This is a genomic window from Oceanobacillus rekensis, assembly GCF_002153375.1.
In the GTDB taxonomy this organism is placed as follows: Bacteria; Bacillota; Bacilli; order Bacillales; family Amphibacillaceae; genus Oceanobacillus; species Oceanobacillus rekensis.
Genome location: NZ_MTBQ01000002.1, coordinates 1 through 24090, shown reverse-complemented (window position 1 = coordinate 24090; position 24090 = coordinate 1). Strand labels below are relative to the sequence as shown.

The window sequence follows — 24090 nt, the reverse complement described above, 5'->3', positions numbered from 1 at the left end:
ACTTATTTAAGTTCATAAATTTAAAAATGTAACTCGCCGCGCTACCTCATCTGAAACCGCTCCAACAGAAAATAATGCGCCAATTTCATATACTCCGTAGCAACGCGCTGAATATCCTCACGATCTCGATACCAACCTTTGGACTCGTAGGGATCATAGGGAGTTGGTGCCGAGTAAATCGCTACATCCAATTCTTCAAGTGCCTTGTTAAAAATAATTTTCGAGCGATACGAGTGATATTTGGATGTCACGAGTAAAATGGAATCTATATCCGCTCCTCCCTCTAAATATTCCGCAATTACGAGTGCCTCGTCTTTGGTGCTTTCGGCTGATCCAGGAAGAATCGTTAAATCCTCTTCAGCTACACCTAATTCGGATAGAACAATTTTACTCCTCTCAGCATCCCCTGGTATTGATATGCCCCTCTCCTGTAAAACTTCATTTCCCGTTATATGAGAGCGCACGATGAGTATGCTATCACCCTTGCCTTCTTCGTAAAGTTCAGCAGCACCTAAGGAACGATCGGCAACACTTCCCATCAGTAAAACAATAACAGCATGATCCACATCTTCTATATCGTCTTCTACTACTAATAATTCTCCCCCATAGCGGAAGAATCCTAGAATCAATGCGAAAAATAGAAGTAATAAAATGATAAGTATCTTTTTCTTTTTCAATATATTATCCTCCTTGAATTTGAAAGCAAGGTGACGTGCGTCTTTATTCTGTAATTCTGTTCGGTTTTGTCATCTAAACAGCTATTAGAACTATTCTTTGAATCTAGTATACTTCAAATTACCTAATAGCATAGAAAGGTAATATTAAAATAACAGACAATAGTCATTCAGGAATAAGAAAGGTTTAAAAGTAACTTTAATAACCTTTCAAATAATGATACAAGAGTGTAATGAAAAGAGTACTCTCACCCACTGTAACTGCTTAAGCGGACGCTACATCAAAAATCCCTCTCCCCTTTGTCTCAGGACTATTACTCTATCTTTTTTCACATAAATAATATAGTAAATTAATATACGTTTAATACCAATATATTACAATTAAACTACAGACTAAAGAAAGGGGTAATTTTATGAAATTGAAATCATTAACCGGAATTGTCATCATTGCATTTGCTGTAATTTTAATGACAACAAGCTTCACCAATTCTTCCGTTCAAGGGAAGACCAATGGGAATGAAAAGCTGCAATTTAACACTGACGGGAAGTATAAAATTGTGCAGTTTAACGATATTCAGGATGACGAGGATATCGATTCCCGTACAATAGAATTGATGAATACAGTGCTTGATGAGCAGAATCCCGACTTAGCCATTTTAAATGGTGACATGCTTACTGCTGAAATCGATACAGCTGATGAGGTGAAGCAAGCTTTGGATAGCATTGCACAACCGATGGAGGATAAAGGTATCCAATGGGCAGTTACTTTCGGTAATCATGATGAAGATCATACATCGAAGACCGGAATGAACGAAGAAGATATGCTCGATGTTTATATGTCTTATGAACACAATGTAAACAAGCCGGGACCTAAGGATATTACTGGAACTGGTAACACAAACCTGGTTATCAATAACTCCAAAAATACAGATCCAGCCTTTAACGTTTGGTTATTTGATAGTGGCAGATATGCCCCAGATGAAATCGCAGGACAGGATTTTGAAGGATACCAAACATGGGATTACCTCCGCCACAATCAAGTTCAGTGGTATTATGAAACGTCTGAAAAACTAGAGCAAACAACTGGACATAAAGTTCCATCACTGGCGTTCATGCATATTCCTCTCCCAGAATTTGAATATATGTGGTATGCGAGTCCATCTGATAGAACAGAAGAAAGTCATCAGAAAGCAGTGGAAAAACATAATATCGTAGGTGAGAAAAATGAATGTGTTTGCACTGGTCCTTTTAACAGCGGAATGTTCGCAGCTATGTTGGATAGAGGAGATGTGAAAGGTGTCTTCTCTGGTCATGACCATATCAATACATATGTTGGTGACTATTACGGTATCCAATTAGGCTACGCAGGAAGTGTTGGATTTGGAACGTATGGTCTTGGTGGCGAGGAAAACGACAGGCTGCGCGGTGCACGAGTATTCAACCTAGATGAAAATGCGGAGGATGTACTGGTTGACACAAAGATGCTTTTCGCTGAGGATTATGGGATAGAATAAACTAGTAGAATATTAATCACTAAGCCACCCTTTTAAATTTATTTTGGGTGGCTTTTTATTTGCTTCTTTTTAAATTGAAAGGTGACAGACATCCTGACAATATAAAGACGAACAATCCTAATATAAAACATTTTCAACTATTTCTTAGTTACTATTCCTCAAAAGCGCCCGTCTGATGGGTGCTGTCGACCGAGTGGAAGTGCACATGGACCGTTTGACCGGGCCCGAGTGGAGGTGCACTTGGCCCGTTTGATCCGTGCTGTCGACCGAGTGGATGTGCTATTCGACCGTTTGATGCGTGCTTCCGCCCGAGTGGAGGAGCAACTCGCCCGTTTGATGGGTCCTGTCGCCCGAGTGTGGATTAACTCACCTGAAATTCCACACCCAAACCCACAAACACCAAAAACCACAGCACTCATGCTGTGGTTTTTGCTAAATCTTATAAACTTATACGTTCTGTGTTTCTTTCTTAGCATTAACCAATTGCCCACCACTATTTTTCAAATACTCCACAATCCCCTCCGCAGCACGGTATGATAAAGCTCCTACCGTTCCCGTTGGATTATAGCCTGCATTTTGTGGAAATGATGAAGCACCAACAACAAATAGATTCTCAACATCCCACATTTGCGAGTAATTATTGACTGCAGAAGTTTCTGGATCTGCACCCATGATAACCCCACCTGTATTATGTGTAGATTGGTATACAGCAACATCATATGGCTCTAACTCTTGCATGGTATCCACGTGATCGGCACCCATTTCAATTAGGATTTCCTCACATCTCCCGGCCAAGTACTTAGCCAACTTGCGGTCTTGTTCTTCGAAATCGTACGTAAGGCGAATTAATGGATCACCGAATGAATCTTTATACGTTGGATCAAGATCAAGGTAATGATGTTTATAGGACATGGATGCACCTTCACCACTTACCTTTAGTGTAGCGTTTGTATACTTTAAGGAAGCATCTTTAAATTCTTGACCCCATGATGGTGTTCCTGATGGGACAGGGTTATTCCCAATTGGTCTTTGACCTGTTTGCTGATGAATAATCATTCCACCATGAATAAAATCTAAATCGGTATGGTCAAAATTATCGCCGTTATAATCATCTAGAAGAATCCCTAAGCCACCTGCACCAGCAAACATATTGAATTTTTTATCATCAAAGAATCCAGTTGCTGCTCCTTTTCTGATTTGATATGCATAGTTTTTGCCAATAGCACCTGTACCATCTCCTGGATTATAAACTTTTCCAAGCTCAGATAATAGAAGAAGGCGTACATTATTAAAGACATAGCTTGTTAAGACAATGATATCTGCAGGCTGTTCAAATTCCTCACCTGTATTCAAATCCGTATATAAAACTCCCGTAGCCTTACCACTACCATCATGAAGAATACGTGTTACATATGAATTTGGACGCAATTCAAAGTTTCCTGTTTCTTTTGCTACAGGTAATACCGTAACGATTGGGTCAGCTTTCGCACCGTACTCACAACCAAAACGTTCACAGAATCCACAATATTGGCAAGCAACACGGGAAATTCCATCTGGGTTCGTATAGTCTTCCGATAAGTTGGCGGATGGTTGAACATATGGATTTAATCCCAATTTTTTCGCTGCTTCCTCGAATAATTTCATATTTACTGTCTTTTTCATTGGCGGTGTTGGAAATGGATTCGAACGATGCCCACCTAATGGGTTATCCTCCCCTGAGATACCAGCCATTTTTTCATATGTATCATAATACGGCTCAATTTCATCATACGTGATACCCCAATCCTGGATTGTCATATCTTTGGGAATTTTACCTTCCCCGTATTTTTCAATTGTCTTACTGCGTATTTCGAAATCATATGGTAAGAAGCGGAAATTCTGCCCGTTCCAGTGAACGCCTGCACCACCTACACCATCTCCTAGCAAAAAAGAACCGTATCTCCTCATTGGTAATGCCCGCATTTTTTCATTATTACGGAATGTAACTGTTTCTTTCGATAGATCTTGCATCATGCCATGTCTTTGTGCATATCTCAGTTCATCATGCATCATAAAATAGTCTTCTGTTTTTCTATCACCACCACGTTCAATACCAACAACCTTTAGTCCTGCTTTTGTAAGCTCGGAAGCAATAATTCCCCCAGCCCAACCAACACCAATAATTACGGCGTCTGTTTTTGGTAACTTTGTAGCCATCGATAATTCCCCCTGTTAAAAATTTATATATTTAAAAAATCCTATTTAAACTACAGAACTTTAACCTTAAAATCAAGAAGAAACCGTTTTCTAAAAGCTTAATGATTATGCTGCGAGTTTAATGCTAATGGTTTAATTTCAGTAAACTCTTCTTCGATAATATCTAGATAGCTCATTTGATGTCCTGGGAAGTTCTTCATTTCCCACCCAGCCATTCCAGCATTTCCACCATATAATGGATCCGAATAGGCCCCTTCAAGTGTTGCTGCGCGCAATTCACTAAAGAAATGGGAGGAAGTTGGTCCACTCAAACTTACATTTCCATCAGCAAACTCTGTTAAAACAGCATCCTGTTCTTCCGCTGTTAATTCTGGGAAACTTTTCTGATATGTCTTTTGACTGTAATCTTGTATTCCTTTTAAGCCAATTTTAAAGATTTGTTGTCTATTTAGGCGACCTTGATAACCTTGTGTAGGCTCACCAGGGAAGAATGGTCCCGAAGTATATTCGGTTGTTCCAGTGCCCCAACCGCCAGCTAATTGATGGTCGATATAATATCCGATTAATAATTCCTTGGCACCTGGACCATTATTATCTTTCGGGAAAATCCGTTCTGTTGCTGCATCTGTAATATGAAACTGTTCTGGTGTAAAGAACATTAGCGCCTGATTATGATTTTCTGTATGTGTTACTGCCTTTGAAGTGGATGCTGATTCAGCTGGTTCATTTTTATCGTTCATTCCCAATAAACCACCTAATGTTCCACCGACAACAACACCCCCGGCAGCAATCCCAGTGTTTCTCAAGAATTTACGTCTTGAGGAACCATTTGCATCAAGTTGTTTTTCATCATGATTTGACATTGAAAAGCCTCCAATTTTTAAAATTAGTAGTAAAGAGAGTGACAAGTAACGCATCGGGATTTTTTAACACGAACCAGTCGATTATGTAGTTATCGCCGAATTCTCATCTCATTTATTGTTGACTAATCTATTCCTTTGTTCATTCTCTGTTGTGTTATGTAGTAGCAGTATATAATGGTCACGCTTTCAAACAAAGTAATCAAACTAGTAAAAATAGATGCTCTTTAATCCTGCAAAAATATTATCAATTACTAGATTATAACTATGAAGTTGGTGATTTTTAGAAAGAATTACGTACTAAAAAAGTAATTCTACTGCATTCCATGTTCTTTTAGTTGCTCTCCCCCTCTACACTAATATCCATATTGGTTGGATAAACTACGATGATATAGGTCTTTACTATATTAATAGATTATGTATTATATGTACTAAAGCAATAAATTAAACCCCTACGATATAATGACAAAAACAACTCATTATGTGTAAGTACCTACATTATCTTATAAATGTTACAATATATGGTAAATAAAGTTTAGGTCTAATAAACTAATTTGTCAATTTATCGAACTTAGAGGGACTTGGGGACAGGTTTGTTGTCCCACCGAGTGCTCGAAAACTCAGGCCTTAGTAACTACATGTCACATAAGTACGGCTAATTATAACTTTGAGAATGACTAAGAAGTAACCATCCTGTCCACTTGGCCTGGCTAGGACGGTTACTTTGATATTTGTAAAATAAGCGGGACAAGGGACCTATCCCTCCGTCCCTAGTCGAACTCTACCAATAGCTGGTTAAGCTTGTGGCGTTCTTCCCAAAATGCTCCATGACCGCTGTATTGAAATGGGACAAGCTGTGAATTTCTTAATTTTTGATGAAGTTCCTGGGCTTGTGCGAATGGAATCACTTTGTCGTGAACGCCGTGAATGATTAATACAGGGGCAGCTATTTGTTGCAGGTCCGCAGTAAGATTCTGATCTCTTAATAAAGTAATGATTGCCGCGGTGGACCAGCCTGCAGCTTGCAATCCCAATTGAAAAAACCAGTCCGCGAATGGTGTGGAAATATACTGAAAGAAAAAGGTATCTAGGATCCCTCGAATCATCTTGGGCCTGTCATTTAACGTTTCATTTAGAAGTTTTGCAGCTGTATCTTCAGTGAATCCTGTGGGTGCTGCTGCATCAATTAAGACAAGCTTGGATACCCCGTAACCATTGTGCCGTGCCATATAATGAATACCTATAGCTCCTCCTGTCGAATGCCCCGCAAGTGTGAAGTTATCGAGTTGAAGTGTGTTCACTACAGTACGGATATCATCTGTCAGGCGGTCATAATTATAGCCACCAACCGGTTTATCAGACTGCCCAAACCCTCTCCAGTCAATTCCTATACATCGGTAACCCATGGAAGAAAGAAAATCAAACTGATATTCAAACTGTTTATGACTGAACGGCCATCCATGTAAAAACACGATAGTCTTACTCCCACCAGGGTTTAAATCCTCAACATATAAATTCACTCCTGGTTCAACAGTTACAAAGTATCCCACAGCAATTCCCCCGTTTCATTAAATATTCTTCCTAATAAACTATTCAATCCCATGAATATAGGTGAACGCCTGGGATGATGGGACTATATGCTCTGATAAGTGGGCACTTTTAGAAAGGGATGCTCTATTGGATGCTGACCGGACTGGACTCATTCTTAAAGGGGATTTTATAGAGGGACAGGTATGAAATGATCCCTGTCTCTTTTGATAAATTAAGGTTTTCTCTCCAAGATTCTAAGAAAGTTCTCTCGGTAATAGAACAATAAATAACCTAACATGAGGACAAGCAATACAGCTAAGAGAAGCAACGAATGGTCCAGGAATACATGCAGCAAGAAAATATTGGCTACAATTGGCGATAATATGGCAATGGTCAAGGGGACAAATTGATTACTCAAAAGTAAAATACCACATAGAATTTCTAACGTTTTTTCTGCAATTAATAGATAGTTAAATTCGAATAATGCCATTGCTTCCGGACTGGTTTCTATAAATGGGTCTAATCCAAAAATGACGAAATAACCATTTATACCAGCAACTAAAAAAACGATTCCTAAAAATAATCTGCATAGGTGCATCAACCGTTTAGGCAATTTTACCAACCTCCCTTTATAGTTTATTCTGTTTGCATCCAGTTTAACTCAGGAAAGGGGGATTGCGGGATAAAATATTAAAAATTTTAAATTACTAATGCGCTCCAAGAAGAACCGCTTCGATACTTAATATTGTTAGAGTTACCTTATATGTACATCTTCCCATTATTCTATTATTTAGATGATAACTTACTCATTTTACATTAGTTTACCAAATATTTACATAATATTAATATTTACTTAAAATCTCTACTATATAATTAATTTTCAGGGGATAAGATTCCTTCAGGGAAAACTGTTAGTTGGGTCATGTTAAAAATAAATAATAGAATCTTGGAGGTATCAGTTTGAACTTACCTATCTCAACTTTTATAGAAAATTTTAACTTTCTTCTATTTTTATTATTCATCGTCATGTACTCGTATCAAATTGTTTACATGTTTGTTGCATTTGTGGCCAAACGGAAGCTCCGTAAGCAAGTAAGACGGGAAGTTCCTCCGTCCAAATACGCAGTAATCATCGCTGCCAGAAATGAAGAACTTGTGATTGGACAACTCATTAAGAGTATTCAAAACCAAAAGTACCCAGTAGAAATGATCGATATTTTTGTTATTGCAGATAATTGTACCGATCAGACTGCAAGGGTGGCTGAGCAATCTGGGGCCATTGTTAGAAAGCGCTTTAATAAAAAACAGGTTGGAAAGGGATATGCCCTCGACTATATGTTCAAAATTATCGAGAGTGAATATGCTTCGGAAAAGTACGGCGGATATTTCATCTTTGATGCCGATAATCTGTTGGATGAGAATTATATAGCGGAGATGAATAAGACCTTTAATCAAGGATATAGGGTCGTCACCAGTTATCGAAATTCTAAGAACTTTGACCAGAACTGGATATCAGCGGGTTATGCACTTTGGTTCCAGCATGAAGCAGAATATCTCAATCTTCCAAGGATGACGCTTGGTACTAGCTGTGCCATTTCCGGTACCGGATTCCTCGTAGATGCTGATGTGATTCGATCCAATGGTGGTTGGATTCACCATCTCCTCACAGAAGACATCGAGTTTTCTGTGTCGCAAATCATTAAAGGCGAAAAGATTGGATACTGCAGAAACGCCATCTTTTACGATGAACAGCCAGTCACTTTTGAACAATCTTGGAATCAACGCTTGCGCTGGGCAAAGGGATTCTACCAGGTATTTGGTAAATATGGAAAGAAGTTGCTTGGTGGTATTTTCAAAGGAAAGCACAGCCGGTTCTCATGCTACGATATGGCAATGACAATCATGCCAGCCATGCTCGTTTCCTGTATGAGCATTACTATCAATCTAGCATTCTATGCAGCTGGAATTCTAGGGATTTTTGAAGGGACAGAAGTAATTGAAACAACCACAATAGCCTTGTTGAAACATATTAGCTGGTTTTATGGTCTTCTGTTTGTGCTTGGTTTCATCACCACACTAACAGAGTGGAAGAAAATTCATTGTTCAGCATGGAAAAAGATAGTCTACACATTCACGTTTCCACTCTTTATGTTCACATACATACCAATTGCTATTGTAGCCCTGTTTAAGGATGTAACATGGAAACCAATCGTTCACACCGTGGTAAAATCCATTGATGAAGTTCGATGAATATTGCGAGGTTTACTGACAAACACGAGATTGATGCTCGTGTTTTTTTGTTTAGCTCGATTTGTATAATATTCATTTTGATAATTTCTGAATGAAATTGATATTGTTATTGGAGTCATCTTAAGTTTGGACCGAGCGGAGGTGCGGCTCGCCCGTTTGATGGGTGCCATCGCCCGAGTGGAGGGGTGCCTCGACCGTTTGATGAGTACTCACGCCCGAGTGGGAGTGTGCTTCGACCGTTTGATAGGTGCTCACGCCCGAGTGGGAGTGTGCTTCGACCGTTTGATGGATGCTCACGCCCGAGTGGAGGGGTGACTTGGTTGGCTCTCCTCCAAAAAGAAAAAAAGCCCTCACGCTGTGCAAATACACAACATGAAAGCCTAAGTTTTTCTACATTAAGTATTGTTTATTCTTTCGGTTGTAAATCCTCAATGGAATCAATGTCCATATAAGATGGTACAGCTAATCCAATTTTGGCACCATCTACGTTCGCTCCTAAATCTTCAATTTCGCCTTCATACTCATCATATAATGCACCATGTGTGGATGGCATCCATGGTGCTAGAGATGCATCTGCACCACCGTCTGCTATGATTTCAAACAAAATAGCTGGATCAACTGATGTAATTTTGGCACTATAACCTTGTTGTTCCAATACAATTTTAGCCACATTTGTTGTAAAAGCTTCTGCATCCCAAGGAGTTAAAACTAATTCTATGGAAGTATCATCTACAGGCTCTACCCCTTCTGTCCATTCTGCAACAGTTTCTTGATTCTCATCTACCCAATCTTGAGCTACTTCTTCAAATTCCTTTTCTTGGGCTTTTAACAAGGCCGATTCTACGTCTGATAGTTCCCAATTAAATCGATCAAGCATTGTATAAGCTTCAGGCATTTCTTCTTTTAGGCCTTTTCTTGCAATCGTTATGATGGATTCTTCTTCCCCAAATATACCTTTAGGATCTTCTAAGTATTTTATATCCCAATTGGCAAACATATAATGAGGAGACCATGCACTAAAGACAATTGGTTCTTCACTCTTCATAGCATCATCTAATTCTGATAACATTGCCCCTGTTGAAGACAGTTGATGTTCCCAACCATTAAGGCTATCGTATGTAGATATAGCCTCGTCATTTGTTTCAGATTGTCCAGCACCAGGCTCTATACCAGTAATTGTATACTCCATTTCTTTACTAACATTGGTTTCAGTCTGTGCATCCTCATCATCAGATCCACAACCTGCTACTATAAGAAATATGGGTAAAACAGCAATCATCCATATTTTCTTCCATTTAAAATTCACCATTTTGTACTACACTCCATTTTCACATATTGCCATTCTTTCCATTATCATGAATGGTTTACACCCTTTTAATAAGTACAACATATTTAATGTTAAATCTTTATTACAAATAACTCAAACGTCAAATTTAGTCAATTATCTACATAAGGTGTGTTCAGCTTTAAAGAATGGGGTGTTTTATGGGTAATGCTAGCATATCGTAAGTTTTTCTCAGTATTATAGCATTTTTCTGTATTTTAGCAGTACCTAATGAAATCCTAGCATTGAAATCAATTGGCATTCGGAGTTTCATACCAAAACACGAACGAGGAATATGTTCAGAATTACAGCTATGAGAAAGGTTATCGCAAGTGTTGTCTTTCCTGAAAAATATAATGCAGTTGTTGCCAGGCTGAATATTAGGATTTGCAAAATGGTTCGTAGTGGATCTGCTACAGGATGGGATGCTTTGGGTGCAATGAATAATCCCCAAAAAATAGTGATCAGTAGTGGTGTTCCTATACCAAATATGATTTTAGTAACAAGTGCTTTATCTAAATTAAATCCCCAATAGGAGAATGCTGCTAACGCTGCCAATTCGAATAGGAAAAGGAAAGCAAATAGAATAACTTCGATCATAATCATCGGATTCATCTCCTTTCTATTGGAATAAAGAAATTAGTATTTAATCCCAGTCCTTTGCAATAAAGGAAGCAGGAGAACCGTCCCCATGCTTCCTCTCACAGTTGTGTCATGTTTTGAATATATGCATCGATTTGTTTTATGGGGTTATAGACTGTGTTACCGTGGCAAACCTCTAACTGCTTAGGGTTTAGTTGCTTAACGATGGAGCTGCTTTTTACCGCTTCGTTCATATCTCCTGTAAACATGGGCATTGGTCGGTGAAGTTTTCCTTTTTTCGAGGTGAAAAGATCTCCTGCTAATAATACTCGATCTTCCGTATGATAATAGACAACATGGCCAGGGGAGTGCCCTGGAGTTAAATAAGGTGTTATATTTGAAATAGCTGACAATGTACCAAGATTATCCGTATGCAATGGTTGAACAATTCCTTTTACAACATTCTTTTCGTATTTTTTCCTTTTCGGGTAGAGCTTATCTCCTTCTAAGTAGGGGATTTCAATTGGATGGGCATATACGGGAATTTCCCTCTGACGTAAAATAGACTTGAGTGCACCAACATGATCCGAATGTCCGTGAGTCAGTAAGATACGATTTAGTGGGCCAGCATCCAGTTGTCTCAAAAACTGCAGCATTCCCTTGGACATGATTGGCATGCCTGCATCAACAAGGGTTACACCATCATCATTAACAACGACCCATACACTCACGGTTATCCCTACCCAACTTTTCAAACTCCAAATATGGTCAGAAATCTTCCGTATCTTCATTCTTTTCCAACTCCCTGATTTATTTTTTCTTTAAATCCTAAAATAAGAATTTCAACTGCAAGGTCAAATGTTGGAGTTAATCGTTCCATTAACGCTTCTATAGATTCGTGTTGGTATGAATAGGTACTCAAAATTCCATAAAGATTATAGAAAAAAATACGTGAGAAAGCGAGTATCTGGTCACTATTTGAGATGGATAGGCATTGACCGAGCGTTTGCTTCATTAATACAAATATCTCTAATCGAGCTTTATTAATTTCAAGCTCAGGCTGCTGATTATCCACTCTTGTTGATTTTACGTTAATAAAAATCGTGTATAGATTTTTGTTTCTTAAACAAAAATGGAGAAATTCATTGCTGATTCCCTTTAGCTTTTCTTCTGCAGTTTGGGACTCGGACAGTGTTATTCGTTTCATTTTTTGAAGTAATTCTTCCAGGGATGGCATGGACAATTCATGGAGTAATGCTTCCTTATCCTTAAAATAAAGGTAAATGGTTGTATGCGAGCAACCAGCCTCTTTAGCGATCTCTCTTATGGAAACAGCATCATACCCTTTTTGGGAGAATAGTTCTCCTGCTGCTGACAGAATAATTTTCTTTGTTTCTTCTGAACGCTTTGTTTTCATCGATTTGCACCTCTTTTCCAACCAAGTAACTAACCACTGGTTATAATATAACCAGTGGTTAGTTACTTGTCAAGATAGTTTTTAGAAAAATTAATAAATATGGAGAGATGTGCAGCAAAAGAAGTGGGGTCTGAGCCATTGACCCCTCACCGTTTTACTTAGTACATATATCTTTAATGAAAATAATAAAAATGGAGAGTCAATTGACCCTCCATTCCACTAATTCTATAAACCTTACTTCACATTAATCTTTCCCACGTTTTCATCGCCAGTAATTTCTACATAATCACCTTCAATGATTACCTCTTTTACTTCAATTCCATTAAAATCTACATACGCCTTATCTTTATTCGGTTTGATGGTTACCGTTGTATCCGCGAATCCTTCTCCATGGAATGTTGCATATTCGCCTGTGAATACAACACCATTTTTGATTTCTGAAGCTGCATCAACTGTAATGGATACGTTCTGTTGATGGATCATTAGTTTACCGGTTTTGTAGTTTTTGAAGTCGTATGTTTTTTCTGGAACATTCGCGTTGTGCTCACCTTTTACAAATGTCCACATATCTGATCTTGTTTCCCCAGTAAATTGATCAGTTGCAATCGTATACCAGGAATAGGTTTTTCCTTCATCTAGTCCTGTCCATGTCATCTCAGCACTTTCTCCACTAGCAACATTCACTGCATTTCCTATTTCTGTATCACTATAAACGTTAACAGCGAAATAATCTGTTGCAACACGTTTCTCCTGTACCGATAAGTCGAGCTCCATGATAAATTCATCTTTATCTGGATATTCATCGGTATCGAAGAAATTATAATCATCCATATAGGGTGAATACGTGTTAACGATGACTCGATTATTATCTTGGTCAAAATGAAGTAATCGCATATAGCCTTGTCCACCTTCTGGACCAGCTTGATAATCTGCAAGTAGTTGATATACTTTACGATCCGCTGTTCCATCACCATTATCATCAATTTCATCAATCAACGTTTGTGCTTCATGATAATGTCCACTTAATACTGCAATAACATTTTCATTTGGTACGACGATTTCGTTAAACAGTTTTTCGCCAAGTGGATGTCTTGTTCCCGTTGCTAAAAGATATTCGTGGAAATTTAAAATCGCCTTTCTGTTCGGATGTGCTTCAAGAACCTCATTCACCCATGCAATTCCTTCATCCGTCACATCCCAGCCAAGGTATACCATGATATAATCATTGCCACCTTCTGAAATTAAATCATAATGTCCTCGGTTATTAAGGTATGATTCACCATAATAGGCTTTATTTTCAAAACGATCTGCACCAAAATACTTATAGTACGCTGTATAATCATTATTCACGCCACCAACATCATGATTTCCTGCTAAAACTCCGTATGGAATTTCATTTTCATCAAGCACACTCATATATTCATCTGCATGATCCCATTGGTATTCCTTATCCGCTTCATCTACTAAGTCACCCGTATGGAATACATACTTAATCTTTAATTCTTCCTTCATTTCAGCAATCCATTGTGTTTGTCTATCAAAAATATGTGGATAGCTTTCCGCATAATATTGCGTATCTGACATCCAAACAAAAGTATAATCATAGTCATCAGGTGTACTTGGAATTAAATCTTGGACTAATACATTAACTTTTGAATCCTTCACAAATTCATTAACAGTCACATTTCCTTTTAATTCAAAGTCTTCTTCTCCTGCTATTTTATGATCAATTAATGTCCACCCATTATCTTGGTGATTCCATGCGTACATCGACACTTTCCTACCTTGTAATGAATTACCAAGCCATGAGAGTTCCACTATGTCGTTTTCATCAACTGATTCATCGACAGTAACATCAAAACGATGATATGGGAATTGCGTATCTGAATCTGTTGTTAAATAATTTCCGTCTTTTTTCGATACATTGGCTATATCTTCTGTGGTAAAGGCTTGTTCTCCTTCTGGAACCATTACTTGTGGTGGTTCTGTATCTGCAGCATTTTTATAACCTTTTACAGCATCTTTACTGTTTGCATCATATTTATAGCCTTGATAGAAAGCTACATCGACTTTGTCATTCGTTGGATCGGTAACCTTAACCTTTAGCTTTGGATCCCCATCAACCACAGCTGAACTATCATCTGCAGGGGAAATGAGTTCCGGTTTATCAGGATTCTCAGAGACTACTGAAAATGGAATAACTTCTTCCACACTGTTTCCAACTTTATCAACAGCTATAACGGTAAGTTTATGTTCTCCTGGCGTTAGCTTAGATGATGCCGTTTCATATGGTACGGTAATTTCCTCTTCATCTAGCATGACTTGGACATTTTCCTCCATACCAGCAATTTCATCTGTTACATCGACATTAATTGTAAATTCACCTTTATATTCTTCCCCATCTACAATCGTTGTTTCAACAACAGGTGCCGTATTGTCTACAAGCAGACTTGAACTTACCGCTTCATCCTTGTCTTCAACTTTTATCTCATGTTCGCCATCTGCAATTGCAGTTGTATCCCATTTATAAGTTTTTGCCTTGGCATGTTTGTCTGTAATCTCAAATGTGAAATCTTCAAATGGATTGTCATCATTCATACCAATTACCCTTGTTGTGTCGGTATAATTTGGATCTCTTAAAATGGTGCCATCTGATAGTACCAATCGAACGTTACGCAAATCATAGTTATCACGGTTTTCTTTTGATTCTAAATCATATGGTGATGCTTTGTTTCCAGATCTTAATGTTATTGTATTGTCACCTAATTGAAGGGAATCAGGTTCAATTGGGATACTGAATGTTTTCCAGTCTGTAAGCCAATCCTGATCCATCATATAGAGAATCTCATCACCCATTGTTACAGCATTTTTGAAGTAGGTGTTCAGGCCATTTACCTCATATGCAAAATAGGCAACTCGATCAAGAGAATGGTACGTCCCATCCACTTGCTCTTTTCCATCGATGTACATTTTCATATCTTCAGGTGAATCGGCTTGTGATGTTCCTTTTAGGATGACCTCTCCGTTTACGATTTCGTCATCTTCCACATTTAAACGTAAACTCGATTGATCGAAATCATTTGTAATTGAAATTTCGAATGTTTCACTCGTTACTTCATTCACTCCATCTGTTGCGACAAAATAATACGTTAGTTTTTCATTCCCTATGATCTCAGGAGAATAGATTGTATGATGATAGAACCCATCATTTTCATCTTGTTGTAACACGGCATTGTTGTAGTCATTTTGCTTATTTGTCTTATAAAATAAGCGAACACTTCGTACTTCTTTATCGTCCGTTATATCTGCAACAATATTAATATCGCTCTGTTCATTTACTTCGGTAACTTCTGTTAAATTTTCCACAGTTGGATCAACCGTATCATTTCCAACCGGAACTGGCTGCTCGGGAACTTGGAAGGCTTCAACAGTACCTGGAGTAGCATCTTCCAAGCCAGCACTTACCTTAATAGACTCTAAGGTACCGTCCTCTGGATATTTATAAATAATACCTTTATCTGGCAATGTGTCATCAACACCAGCTTCATCATTGTAATAGGAAACGGTTATTTCTTTTCCAGCATTGGTCTTGACGACAAGACCGCGCCCACCACTATTCGCCATGCCACCACTATAAATTCTTACAATATCTTCATCTTCTACTAAATCTGTCCCGAAATGTGCATTGAAATCAGCTATGCTTGCATTTCCATTTTTCGCATTAATGATCCAGAATACGAGCGTTTCCCCAGCAGGGATGACGACATCTTCTGGTATGGATGGCCAAACCACATCTCTTGATGGATCTTTATCATATCTGTAATTCAATTTATAGTCTTTAAAGTTAATTGGTTGATCACTATTGTTATAGATTTCAATAAACTCGTATCCATCTGCCCCGTCAATATTTGCTGTATCCGGCACGACCTCTGTTACAAGAAATAGAGGTATCGCTTCATAATCAACGGTTGCCTTTTCAACAGTAATCGTATATTCCTCAGTCTGTTCACTAGTTATACCATCTGTTGCTTCAATATAGTAGACAACATCTGATTGAACATGCTTGCTTGGAATTTCTGCAGTATAGGTTGATGGATCTTCCCCACTCGGATGCATGGATATGGATGTGAAATTATCTGCACCTGCCTCTTTATAATATAGGGTTGCAAGTGGGATTGCTGCATTATCCGTTATCGTCGCCTCGACTTTTATTGGTGATAAAGAACTGCTTTCCGTTATTGGAGTATGTTCAATAATCGGTGCTTCTTCATCCTCTACTACATCTGGTAATGTTACAGGTGTTGAAGGAACTTGATTTTCCTCAATCGTACCTGGAGTGGGAGTCGCTCCTCCTTGTTGTTTGACCATTTCTGTACTAGCTATTGGATAGGTATAGTGAATATCTGCACCTGTATTATCATTATCTTCTCCAAGATAACTTGCAGAAACAATTTCATTTCCTTCATTATCTTTAGTAACAATGGCACGGTTTCCACCATTAGCGAAACCAGGGAATACAGATGTAAATTCAACAACCTGTTCACTTCTTAAATCAACACCATGATTTGCATTAAAGTCAGCTAAAGTCTTCCCACCATTATTAAACCAAAGAACCATTGTTTCCCCGGGCTCAATCGTAACAGCCGGAACTTGGAATATGGTTTCATTCCCTGTATCTGTGTAACGGTATGTAAATGAGTAATTTGTTAATGCTAAAGGTTGATTTGTATTATTATAGACTTCAAAAAACTCGTAGTAATCTGTTCCCCCACCTTGCGAGTTTGGAGAAATTTCGGTAATTAATAATTGTGGATTAGCATTGAAATCTTCTTCCGTGTTATCTAATTCTATTGCTTCCGTAGTATCTGATTCTTCAGCAAGGACAATATCACTTGGTAAAACCATCGCAAAATCTAAAAGCAATACGGTTAGAATTAATAGAATCGATAACGTCCTATTCAACTTTTTTCTCTTTCTATATTTCATAAAATTCCCCTTTGTCATTTTTTATCATACAAATGTAATCATAGTGATATATTATTAATTAACTGTTACAGTATGGTAAAGTTTTGTAAAGATTGTCAAAATATGCAAAAAAGGGTTTTATTTTATCAAATTAGATATGAACGGAAAAAATGCAATCCCTAATTTACTAGGAATTGCATTCTTTGTAAGATAATCTTGGATCCGGTACATATACTCCTCGCAAGATTCTGATCCATCTCAATTTTTTTATTGGACATGGACAAAATCATTTTCTAATGCCGCATATCCTCGTTCTAAACGCGTTGGAGTAACTTACGGGAGATTGATGTAGGGAGAAAGGTTCTCTCCGTCCCCACGTTATTGATTAGAAGGTCACTTCTGACAATACCGGAAAATGATCACTCGGATATTGTCCATTTTTTCGGTAATTAACGATTTCACTAGTATCGATGGTTACATTTCCTTTTGATAAAATCCAATCAATTCTATTATCAGCACCGCCACCAGTGGGATCATCATAACCATTAAATGTACCAAGTTCTTTATTTATGGTTTTACCTGCTGCTGTAAACGTATCAACAAACCCACCTTCATTAAGTAATATATCATGTGGTACGCTATCAGGTCCTGCATTAAAATCTCCGGTTAATAGAATCGGTAAATCCTGATCAAATTCTTTTACCCTTTCTGAAATTAGCTCAGCACTTTTTTCTCTTGCCTTTTCAGACATGTGATCAAAATGGGTATTCACAAAATAGAATTCCTCGTTGGATTTGGTATCCAGAAATTTTACCCATGTCACCATTCTAGGAATCGTATTTCCCCACGATATGGAACCAACAACATCCGGTGTATCTGATAACCAGAAATGATCATATTCTAGTGGAGTAAAACGATTCTCATTATAGAAAATGGACATGAACTCGCCTTCATTGCCACCCTCACGTCCTTGTCCAATCCATTTATAGTTCGGTAAATCATTAGCAACATCTTTTACCTGCTGGTAGACTGCTTCTTGCGTTCCGATGATATCAGCCTGTTCCTTCCGAATAACCTGACGAACAGTAGAACGTCTTTCTTCCCACGTATGTGGTGATGCATCAGAATCATTTAGGTATCTTAAGTTGAAGGTCATCACATTAATCTTTGCATTCTTCTCAGCAGCTAAAGCATTGACCGGACTGAAAAATAAGCTTCCCAAAATTACGAACAAACTTGATAAGACAAAGAACTTTTGCAACAAATTTTTCAATTAAAAATCCTCCTTTAAAATAATTTACGTAGTGGGGAAAAAATCGTCGTCATTCTCAAATACTTATTAAATTCTTAATATACTTCCATCCTCCTCTTTGAGTGTCTACATCTAGTTTAAACGAGGTCTATTAAGTAGATATAAACTGAGTTTATAAATTAAGTAAAGAAATATAGTAAATTGTACTTGATTCCTTTGTAACAATGGAAGGTACGTGTAGCAGATTGAAACTATCTGTTTATGGAAGCATTCACTCTTTCCATTTACAAAATCTATATATCTAGTTTATATATAATTAACAATATTTAGATAGAATAGGATACAACAACTAATCTAATTAAGAAAGGAGAAGAAGACAAGTAGGAATTTTTTAAAAAAACATATATATATCTAATTAGAAAATGTAATCAATCTTTTAGGATAGGAATGATGAAAAGTGAAAAGATATCAATTTATTTTATCAGCTTTATTGGTAATATTTGTAACATCTAATCTGTTTGGTAGTGTAGCAAGTGCAGATCCAAATGATAACTGGCTAAAAAGTAACAAAACAGAGTTAAGTGCTCATCGTGGTGCACAAGTGACTGCTCCAGAAAACACATTGGAAGCAATTAAACAGGCTGGGTTATTGGGTTATGGATTTGTTGAAATTGATGTACAAAAAACGAAGGACGGCCAATATATATTAATGCATGATCAAACGGTCGATCGTACAACTACGGGATCTGGAAGAGTTGAAGATTTAACATTAGAGGAAATTCAAGATTTCATGATCGTAGATAAAAATGGAAATGTAACAAGTTATAAAGTCCCTACACTTAATACTGTCTTAACAGAAGCTCATAAATATAATATTGGTATCAATTTTGATGGGTCAAAAGGCAACTGGGATAACAAGGAATTCGTAGACGGTCTTATGGAGGAAGCTGAGAAAACAGGTGTATTAAATCATTCATTTTTTGTACTAAGTAATAAGAGTATTCGAGATCAGTTTAACAATTGGTACCCAGATGCAACTCTGACTTTTCTTGGAAATGCATTGAATAATATAGAAGCCGACATTAAAGAGTTAATGAAGTATGATAACGCCATCTATACTACATCCATTCACAATATAGATGAAGAAAGTGCTAAAATAATCAAAAAGGCAAAACTAAAACTGCATGTATACTCGGTCAATTCTGCTGAAACATATGCAAAAGCTAAAAAGATTCATCCACGGTTGATAGAAACAGATGTAATTGTACCCTAATCAATATTAAATAAATCATTTTCTCTGTAATGTCATGTAAAAGAAAAATCTCGTCATTCACTTTTGATTGGCGGGATTTTAGTGTTTTAAAAACCTTTATGATTAAAAGTGGCTATACTCCTAAAATAAGAGGATAAATTGTAGAAAAAATTTAAAAACGTGTGGATATCATTATCCACACGTTTTTTCTGTACTATTTATATTGTTATTTAGCCTTGATTGATTTTAGTGATTTAAAAAATCCCTCTACGGTCTCATCAGAAACGTAATAGGGAAAACAAGCATTGTAGTATGTATTTGGCTGGGCTACTAGGATTCGAACCTAGGATACACGGGATCAAAACCCGATGCCTTACCGCTTGGCTATAGCCCAATAATGGCGGGGAAGGAGGGATTTGAACCCTCGCGCCGCTTACACGACCTACACCCTTAGCAGGGGCGCCTCTTCAGCCACTTGAGTACTTCCCCATATGGCTCCACAGGTAGGATTCGAACCTACGACCGATCGGTTAACAGCCGATTGCTCTACCACTGAGCTACTGTGGAATAATCTAAATGCGCCCTAGAGGATTCGAACCTCTGACCTACAGCTTAGAAGGCTGTTGCTCTATCCTGCTGAGCTAAGGGCGCAAGGTAAAATTGTATATTAACATACCTTTGTGGAATATAAACCAACATAGGAAAAATGAAAAAATGGGCCTGAGTGGACTCGAACCACCGACCTCACGCTTATCAGGCGTGCGCTCTAACCAGCTGAGCTACAGGCCCATAGAAATATATATGGAGCGGGTGAAGGGAATCGAACCCTCATCATCAGCTTGGAAGGCTGAGGTTTTACCACTAAACTACACCCGCATTATTGTGAATTATTATATATGAAATGGTGGAGGGAGTAGGACTCGAACCTACGAACCCGATGGGAGCGGATTTACAGTCCGCCGCGTTTGGCCAACTTCGCTATCCCTCCACTATATTATTTTTATAGTGGTGGCTCGGGACGGAATCGAACCGCCGACACAAGGATTTTCAGTCCTCTGCTCTACCGACTGAGCTACCAAGCCGTATATAAATATACATAAGAAATAAAAAAGGATCTAGCATTTCGTTACTGTTCGTACATAGTTGTATTAACAATGAAGTAAGTGCTGTGTTCTAATTACAGAGTTACCAAGACAATGATTTAATTAAATAAATGGAGGAGGTAGAGGGATTCGAACCCCCGCGCGGTTTAACCCGCCTGTTGGTTTTCAAGACCAATCCCTTCAGCCGGACTTGGGTATACCTCCACGTTATGATAATTTCTGCAAATGGACCCTGCAGGATTCGAACCTGCGACCGATCGGTTATGAGCCGATAGCTCTAACCAACTGAGCTAAGGGTCCATATATATAATATAATATGGGGCGACCGATGGGAATTGAACCCACGAATGCCGGAGCCACAATCCGGTGCGTTAACCCCTTCGCCACGACCGCCATTTTAACCATATGTAGTTTTTGGTAGCGGCGGAGGGGATCGAACCCACGACCTCACGGGTATGAACCGTACGCTCTCGCCAGCTGAGCTACACCGCCAAAATAAATAGATAAATAAATGGAGCCTAGCGGGATCGAACCGCTGACCTCCTGCGTGCAAGGCAGGCGCTCTCCCAGCTGAGCTAAGGCCCCAAAATAATGAATGGTCGGGAAGACAGGATTCGAACCTGCGACCCCTTGGTCCCAAACCAAGTGCTCTACCAAGCTGAGCTACTTCCCGTTAAAATGGTGCGCCCGAGAGGACTCGAACCTCTAACCGCTTGATTCGTAGTCAAGTACTCTATCCAATTGAGCTACGAGCGCATATATATGGTGCCGAGAACCGGAATCGAACCGGTACGGTAGTCACCTACCGCAGGATTTTAAGTCCTGTGCGTCTGCCAGTTCCGCCACCCCGGCAAGGGCTTGGAGCGGAAGACGGGATTCGAACCCGCGACCCCCACCTTGGCAAGGTGATGTTCTACCACTGAACTACTTCCGCGCTTAGCAATTAAAANAAGGGATCTGGTTGCTTCCCGCGCTCGACTTGCATGTATTAGGCACGCCGCCAGCGTTCGTCCTGAGCCAAGATCAAACTCTCCATAAAAGTGTTTGAATAGAATCAACATCAGTCAATTCCATTTGTGTTCTTAGCTTGTTGCATACTCAATAAGTAAAACTTATGTGAGTTGTTTGAAAAGAAAAACATGTTTTCTTCCCTTGACATACTGGTTGTTTTGTTCAGTTTTCAAAGAGCAAATTTGTAAGTCGTTTTTTGAAAGCGACTTTAATATCATACCATAAATCAATTCATTTTGTCAACAACTTTTTTAATCTTTTTTAAAACGTTGTTTTGAGACAACTTCTAAAGTATAGCATTCTAACTAATGAAAGTCAATGATTACTTTAAATATTTTTTGAGCGTTGTTTCGAGACAACTTTTAAAGTTTAGCATTTTGACTAGTGAAAGTCAATGATTACTTTAAATCTCTCATTTTATTATCAAAATAAGATGACGCGTAATAAATAGTATTATTTTGGCGACAAGAATTATAATACTACGTGTGCAACTAAAAGTCAACAACATTTGACAAATTATTTAAGAGTATTTTCTCGTAATAAACTACTCCTTTATTTGCAACTTTCTGTATCTAATTAAAGCATCTATCTTTGAATTTTTTTCAAGTGGACTTCCATTACTAAAAAATTATCATCATTCGCACTATGGTTATTTTGCATGGATCGAACATTTAGAGCAGTTGATCCTATACTATATTTATTGAATCCCCCATAAATTTCGAGTTACTTTCTAATAGTTTGTTACAACTGGAAAACTTAATTACATTTCACATTGGCAACCAATCTTGTCGTAGTGCCTCAGTTTTCACTCCGCTTCCTGAGTTTGGATGTTAAAAGGCCTAAATTGGTTTGCTTTTCCTCTATTTCTGATCNTGAACCCCCACGTCCGAAGACACTAGATCCTAAGTCTAGCGCGTCTGCCAATTCCGCCACACCCGCAAATGGTGAGCCATGAAGGATTCGAACCTTCGACCCTTTGATTAAAAGTCAAATGCTCTACCAACTGAGCTAATGGCTCACAATATGATTGAAAATCACCATTTGAAAATATCTATTTTTTTGTACAAACGATGGTGCCGGCCAGAGGACTTGAACCCCCAACCTACTGATTACAAGTCAGTTGCTCTACCAATTGAGCTAGGCCGGCATATATATGGCGGTCCGGACGGGACTCGAACCCGCGACCTCCTGCGTGACAGGCAGGCATTCTAACCAACTGAACTACCGGACCATATTGAAAAATTTTGGTTGCGGGGGCAGGATTTGAACCTACGACCTCTGGGTTATGAGCCCAACGAGCTACCAGACTGCTCCACCCCGCGATTTGGGAGATAAATTAATATTCATCTAAAAGTTTTAAAATGGTGGAGGATGCAGGGCTCGAACCTGCGACCCCCTGCTTGTAAGGCAGGTGCTCTCCCAGCTGAGCTAATCCTCCATGTTGGTGACCCGTACGGGAATCGAACCCGTGATACCGCCGTGAAAGGGCGGTGTCTTAACCGCTTGACCAACGGGCCTGGTAAGTTTGTAAACAATTAAATAATTTCACAGTTAGATTTTAAAGGATAAACTTCGAATCTATGACTAACAGATGAATAGTCGTTGTGCTATGTGAAATAATATTNATATATAGGAATTCAACAATATTTTCATCGCCATCTTGTTAACCTCTTTACTTCTATTTAATTTTCATTATAAAAGTATCTTTGGTCTTATTAATGGGATTCACAAAACCTTCTGGTAATATCTCGCAAGTATAGCGATTTATCGTCTCTCTAATCGTTAAGTTATACCCTCCACGAAGGGATCTTCTCGCTAACAATGACAAAAGATAAACCGTGGCACACAAAAAAACAGCTGATACATTTTGTATCAGCTGTTTTCATATAATGCCTGGCGGCGTTCTACTCTTGCAGGGGCAAAGCCCCAACTACCATCGACGCTGAAGAGCTTAACTTCTGTGTTCGAGATGGGAACAGGTGTGACCTCTTCGCTATTGCTACCAGACATATAGTTTTAAGGTTTGCACCTTCAAAACTAAATAAGAGTAAATCAACACATCAATAAAGAAGTTTAGTTAAGTCCTCGATCTATTAGTATCCGTCAGCTACACGTGTCACCACGCTTCCACCTCGGACCTATCAACCTCATCGTCTCTGA

14 protein-coding genes, 24 tRNA genes and 2 rRNA genes are annotated in these 24090 nt (G+C 38.5%); 3 read left to right on the top strand and 37 right to left on the bottom strand.

The features are described from left to right. Window positions 1-41 precede the first annotated feature (41 nt). Window positions 42-677, bottom strand: a complete 636-nt coding sequence (locus BV906_RS04130) for a YdcF family protein (protein WP_087972191.1) — start codon at window positions 675-677, stop codon at window positions 42-44. A gap of 410 nt (window positions 678-1087) precedes the next feature. Here BV906_RS04130 and BV906_RS04125 point away from each other — a divergent pair, with 410 nt between their 5' ends. Then, on the top strand, window positions 1088-2188 hold the full coding sequence (locus BV906_RS04125; protein ID WP_087972190.1) for a metallophosphoesterase family protein: 1101 nt from the start codon (window positions 1088-1090) through the stop codon (window positions 2186-2188). Window positions 2189-2635: 447 nt separating this feature from the next. On the opposite strand, the gene BV906_RS04120 is transcribed toward BV906_RS04125, so the two are convergent. The 4 genes from BV906_RS04120 to BV906_RS04105 all read right to left on the bottom strand — a co-directional run bounded on the left by BV906_RS04120 (window position 2636) and on the right by BV906_RS04105 (window position 7387). After that, on the bottom strand, window positions 2636-4384 hold the full coding sequence (locus tag BV906_RS04120) for a GMC family oxidoreductase (RefSeq protein ID WP_087972189.1): 1749 nt from the start codon (window positions 4382-4384) through the stop codon (window positions 2636-2638). 98 nt (window positions 4385-4482) lie between these two features. Further along, the gene (locus BV906_RS04115) at window positions 4483-5247 is read right to left on the bottom strand and encodes a gluconate 2-dehydrogenase subunit 3 family protein (RefSeq protein ID WP_087972188.1); all 765 of its coding nucleotides are present in this window, start codon (window positions 5245-5247) and stop codon (window positions 4483-4485) included. Between the two features lie 767 nt (window positions 5248-6014). Next, window positions 6015-6794, bottom strand: a complete 780-nt coding sequence (locus BV906_RS04110; protein ID WP_087972187.1) for an alpha/beta fold hydrolase — start codon at window positions 6792-6794, stop codon at window positions 6015-6017. Window positions 6795-7006: 212 nt separating this feature from the next. Beyond that, on the bottom strand, window positions 7007-7387 hold the full coding sequence (locus tag BV906_RS04105) for a DoxX family membrane protein (protein ID WP_087972186.1): 381 nt from the start codon (window positions 7385-7387) through the stop codon (window positions 7007-7009). Between the two features lie 347 nt (window positions 7388-7734). Between BV906_RS04105 and BV906_RS04100 the strand changes: the two genes are divergently transcribed. Next, window positions 7735-9024 carry a glycosyltransferase family 2 protein gene (locus tag BV906_RS04100; RefSeq protein WP_245843875.1) on the top strand — a complete coding sequence of 430 codons (1290 nt, stop codon included), beginning with the start codon at window positions 7735-7737 and terminating at the stop codon, window positions 9022-9024. Between the two features lie 406 nt (window positions 9025-9430). On the opposite strand, the gene BV906_RS04095 is transcribed toward BV906_RS04100, so the two are convergent. The 6 genes from BV906_RS04095 to BV906_RS04070 form a co-directional block, all read right to left on the bottom strand. Next, on the bottom strand, window positions 9431-10333 hold the full coding sequence (locus tag BV906_RS04095) for a glycine betaine ABC transporter substrate-binding protein (RefSeq protein WP_087972185.1): 903 nt from the start codon (window positions 10331-10333) through the stop codon (window positions 9431-9433). Between the two features lie 285 nt (window positions 10334-10618). Next, window positions 10619-10954 carry a YrdB family protein gene (locus tag BV906_RS04090; RefSeq protein WP_176330263.1) on the bottom strand — a complete coding sequence of 112 codons (336 nt, stop codon included), beginning with the start codon at window positions 10952-10954 and terminating at the stop codon, window positions 10619-10621. A gap of 95 nt (window positions 10955-11049) precedes the next feature. Beyond that, entirely contained in the window at window positions 11050-11721 is a 672-nt protein-coding gene (locus tag BV906_RS04085) for an MBL fold metallo-hydrolase (protein ID WP_087972183.1), read from the bottom strand. Beyond that, on the bottom strand, window positions 11718-12347 hold the full coding sequence (locus tag BV906_RS04080; protein ID WP_087972182.1) for a TetR/AcrR family transcriptional regulator: 630 nt from the start codon (window positions 12345-12347) through the stop codon (window positions 11718-11720). The genes BV906_RS04085 and BV906_RS04080 overlap by 4 nt, the downstream gene beginning before the upstream one ends. Before the next feature lie 234 nt (window positions 12348-12581). Then, window positions 12582-17333 carry a lamin tail domain-containing metallophosphoesterase family protein gene (locus tag BV906_RS04075; RefSeq protein ID WP_245843872.1) on the bottom strand — a complete coding sequence of 1584 codons (4752 nt, stop codon included), beginning with the start codon at window positions 17331-17333 and terminating at the stop codon, window positions 12582-12584. A 364-nt stretch (window positions 17334-17697) separates the two neighbouring features. Further along, window positions 17698-18585, bottom strand: a complete 888-nt coding sequence (locus BV906_RS04070; RefSeq protein ID WP_245843870.1) for an endonuclease/exonuclease/phosphatase family protein — start codon at window positions 18583-18585, stop codon at window positions 17698-17700. 436 nt (window positions 18586-19021) lie between these two features. On the opposite strand from BV906_RS04070, the gene BV906_RS04065 reads away from it, so the two are divergent. Next, entirely contained in the window at window positions 19022-19837 is an 816-nt protein-coding gene (locus BV906_RS04065) for a glycerophosphodiester phosphodiesterase family protein (protein WP_087972180.1), read from the top strand. A gap of 298 nt (window positions 19838-20135) precedes the next feature. On the opposite strand, the gene BV906_RS04060 is transcribed toward BV906_RS04065, so the two are convergent. From BV906_RS04060 to BV906_RS03940, 26 genes are all read right to left on the bottom strand, one after another. After that, window positions 20136-20210 (bottom strand) — tRNA-Gln (locus BV906_RS04060). Between the two features lie 4 nt (window positions 20211-20214). Next, a tRNA-Ser gene (locus tag BV906_RS04055) sits at window positions 20215-20305 on the bottom strand. Window positions 20306-20308: 3 nt separating this feature from the next. After that, a tRNA-Asn gene (locus BV906_RS04050) sits at window positions 20309-20383 on the bottom strand. Window positions 20384-20393: 10 nt separating this feature from the next. Beyond that, window positions 20394-20467 (bottom strand) — tRNA-Arg (locus BV906_RS04045). Window positions 20468-20531: 64 nt separating this feature from the next. Continuing rightward, window positions 20532-20605 (bottom strand) — tRNA-Ile (locus tag BV906_RS04040). A 13-nt stretch (window positions 20606-20618) separates the two neighbouring features. Next, a tRNA-Gly gene (locus tag BV906_RS04035) sits at window positions 20619-20692 on the bottom strand. A 26-nt stretch (window positions 20693-20718) separates the two neighbouring features. Beyond that, window positions 20719-20804: transfer RNA gene (locus BV906_RS04030), tRNA-Tyr, on the bottom strand. 18 nt (window positions 20805-20822) lie between these two features. After that, window positions 20823-20898: transfer RNA gene (locus tag BV906_RS04025), tRNA-Phe, on the bottom strand. 132 nt (window positions 20899-21030) lie between these two features. Then, window positions 21031-21123, bottom strand: a tRNA-Ser gene (locus BV906_RS04020). Window positions 21124-21145: 22 nt separating this feature from the next. Next, window positions 21146-21219, bottom strand: a tRNA-Ile gene (locus BV906_RS04015). 17 nt (window positions 21220-21236) lie between these two features. Then, window positions 21237-21312, bottom strand: a tRNA-His gene (locus tag BV906_RS04010). Between the two features lie 22 nt (window positions 21313-21334). Further along, a tRNA-Met gene (locus tag BV906_RS04005) sits at window positions 21335-21411 on the bottom strand. A gap of 20 nt (window positions 21412-21431) precedes the next feature. Beyond that, window positions 21432-21504, bottom strand: a tRNA-Ala gene (locus BV906_RS04000). Window positions 21505-21515: 11 nt separating this feature from the next. Further along, window positions 21516-21592: transfer RNA gene (locus BV906_RS03995), tRNA-Pro, on the bottom strand. A gap of 6 nt (window positions 21593-21598) precedes the next feature. Continuing rightward, a tRNA-Arg gene (locus tag BV906_RS03990) sits at window positions 21599-21675 on the bottom strand. A gap of 7 nt (window positions 21676-21682) precedes the next feature. Next, a tRNA-Leu gene (locus tag BV906_RS03985) sits at window positions 21683-21771 on the bottom strand. 7 nt (window positions 21772-21778) lie between these two features. Continuing rightward, window positions 21779-21853, bottom strand: a tRNA-Gly gene (locus BV906_RS03980). Window positions 21854-22754: 901 nt separating this feature from the next. After that, window positions 22755-22867: transfer RNA gene (locus tag BV906_RS19350), tRNA-Leu, on the bottom strand. A 5-nt stretch (window positions 22868-22872) separates the two neighbouring features. Further along, window positions 22873-22948 (bottom strand) — tRNA-Lys (locus tag BV906_RS03975). Window positions 22949-23001: 53 nt separating this feature from the next. Next, window positions 23002-23077 (bottom strand) — tRNA-Thr (locus tag BV906_RS03970). Window positions 23078-23084: 7 nt separating this feature from the next. Further along, a tRNA-Asp gene (locus BV906_RS03965) sits at window positions 23085-23161 on the bottom strand. A gap of 14 nt (window positions 23162-23175) precedes the next feature. Then, window positions 23176-23252 (bottom strand) — tRNA-Met (locus BV906_RS03960). A gap of 40 nt (window positions 23253-23292) precedes the next feature. Continuing rightward, window positions 23293-23368: transfer RNA gene (locus tag BV906_RS03955), tRNA-Val, on the bottom strand. A gap of 4 nt (window positions 23369-23372) precedes the next feature. Further along, window positions 23373-23447 (bottom strand) — tRNA-Glu (locus BV906_RS03950). A 374-nt stretch (window positions 23448-23821) separates the two neighbouring features. Then, window positions 23822-23937, bottom strand: a 5S ribosomal RNA gene (gene rrf, locus BV906_RS03945). A gap of 66 nt (window positions 23938-24003) precedes the next feature. After that, window positions 24004-24090: ribosomal RNA gene (locus BV906_RS03940) — 23S ribosomal RNA — on the bottom strand; the annotation flags it as partial.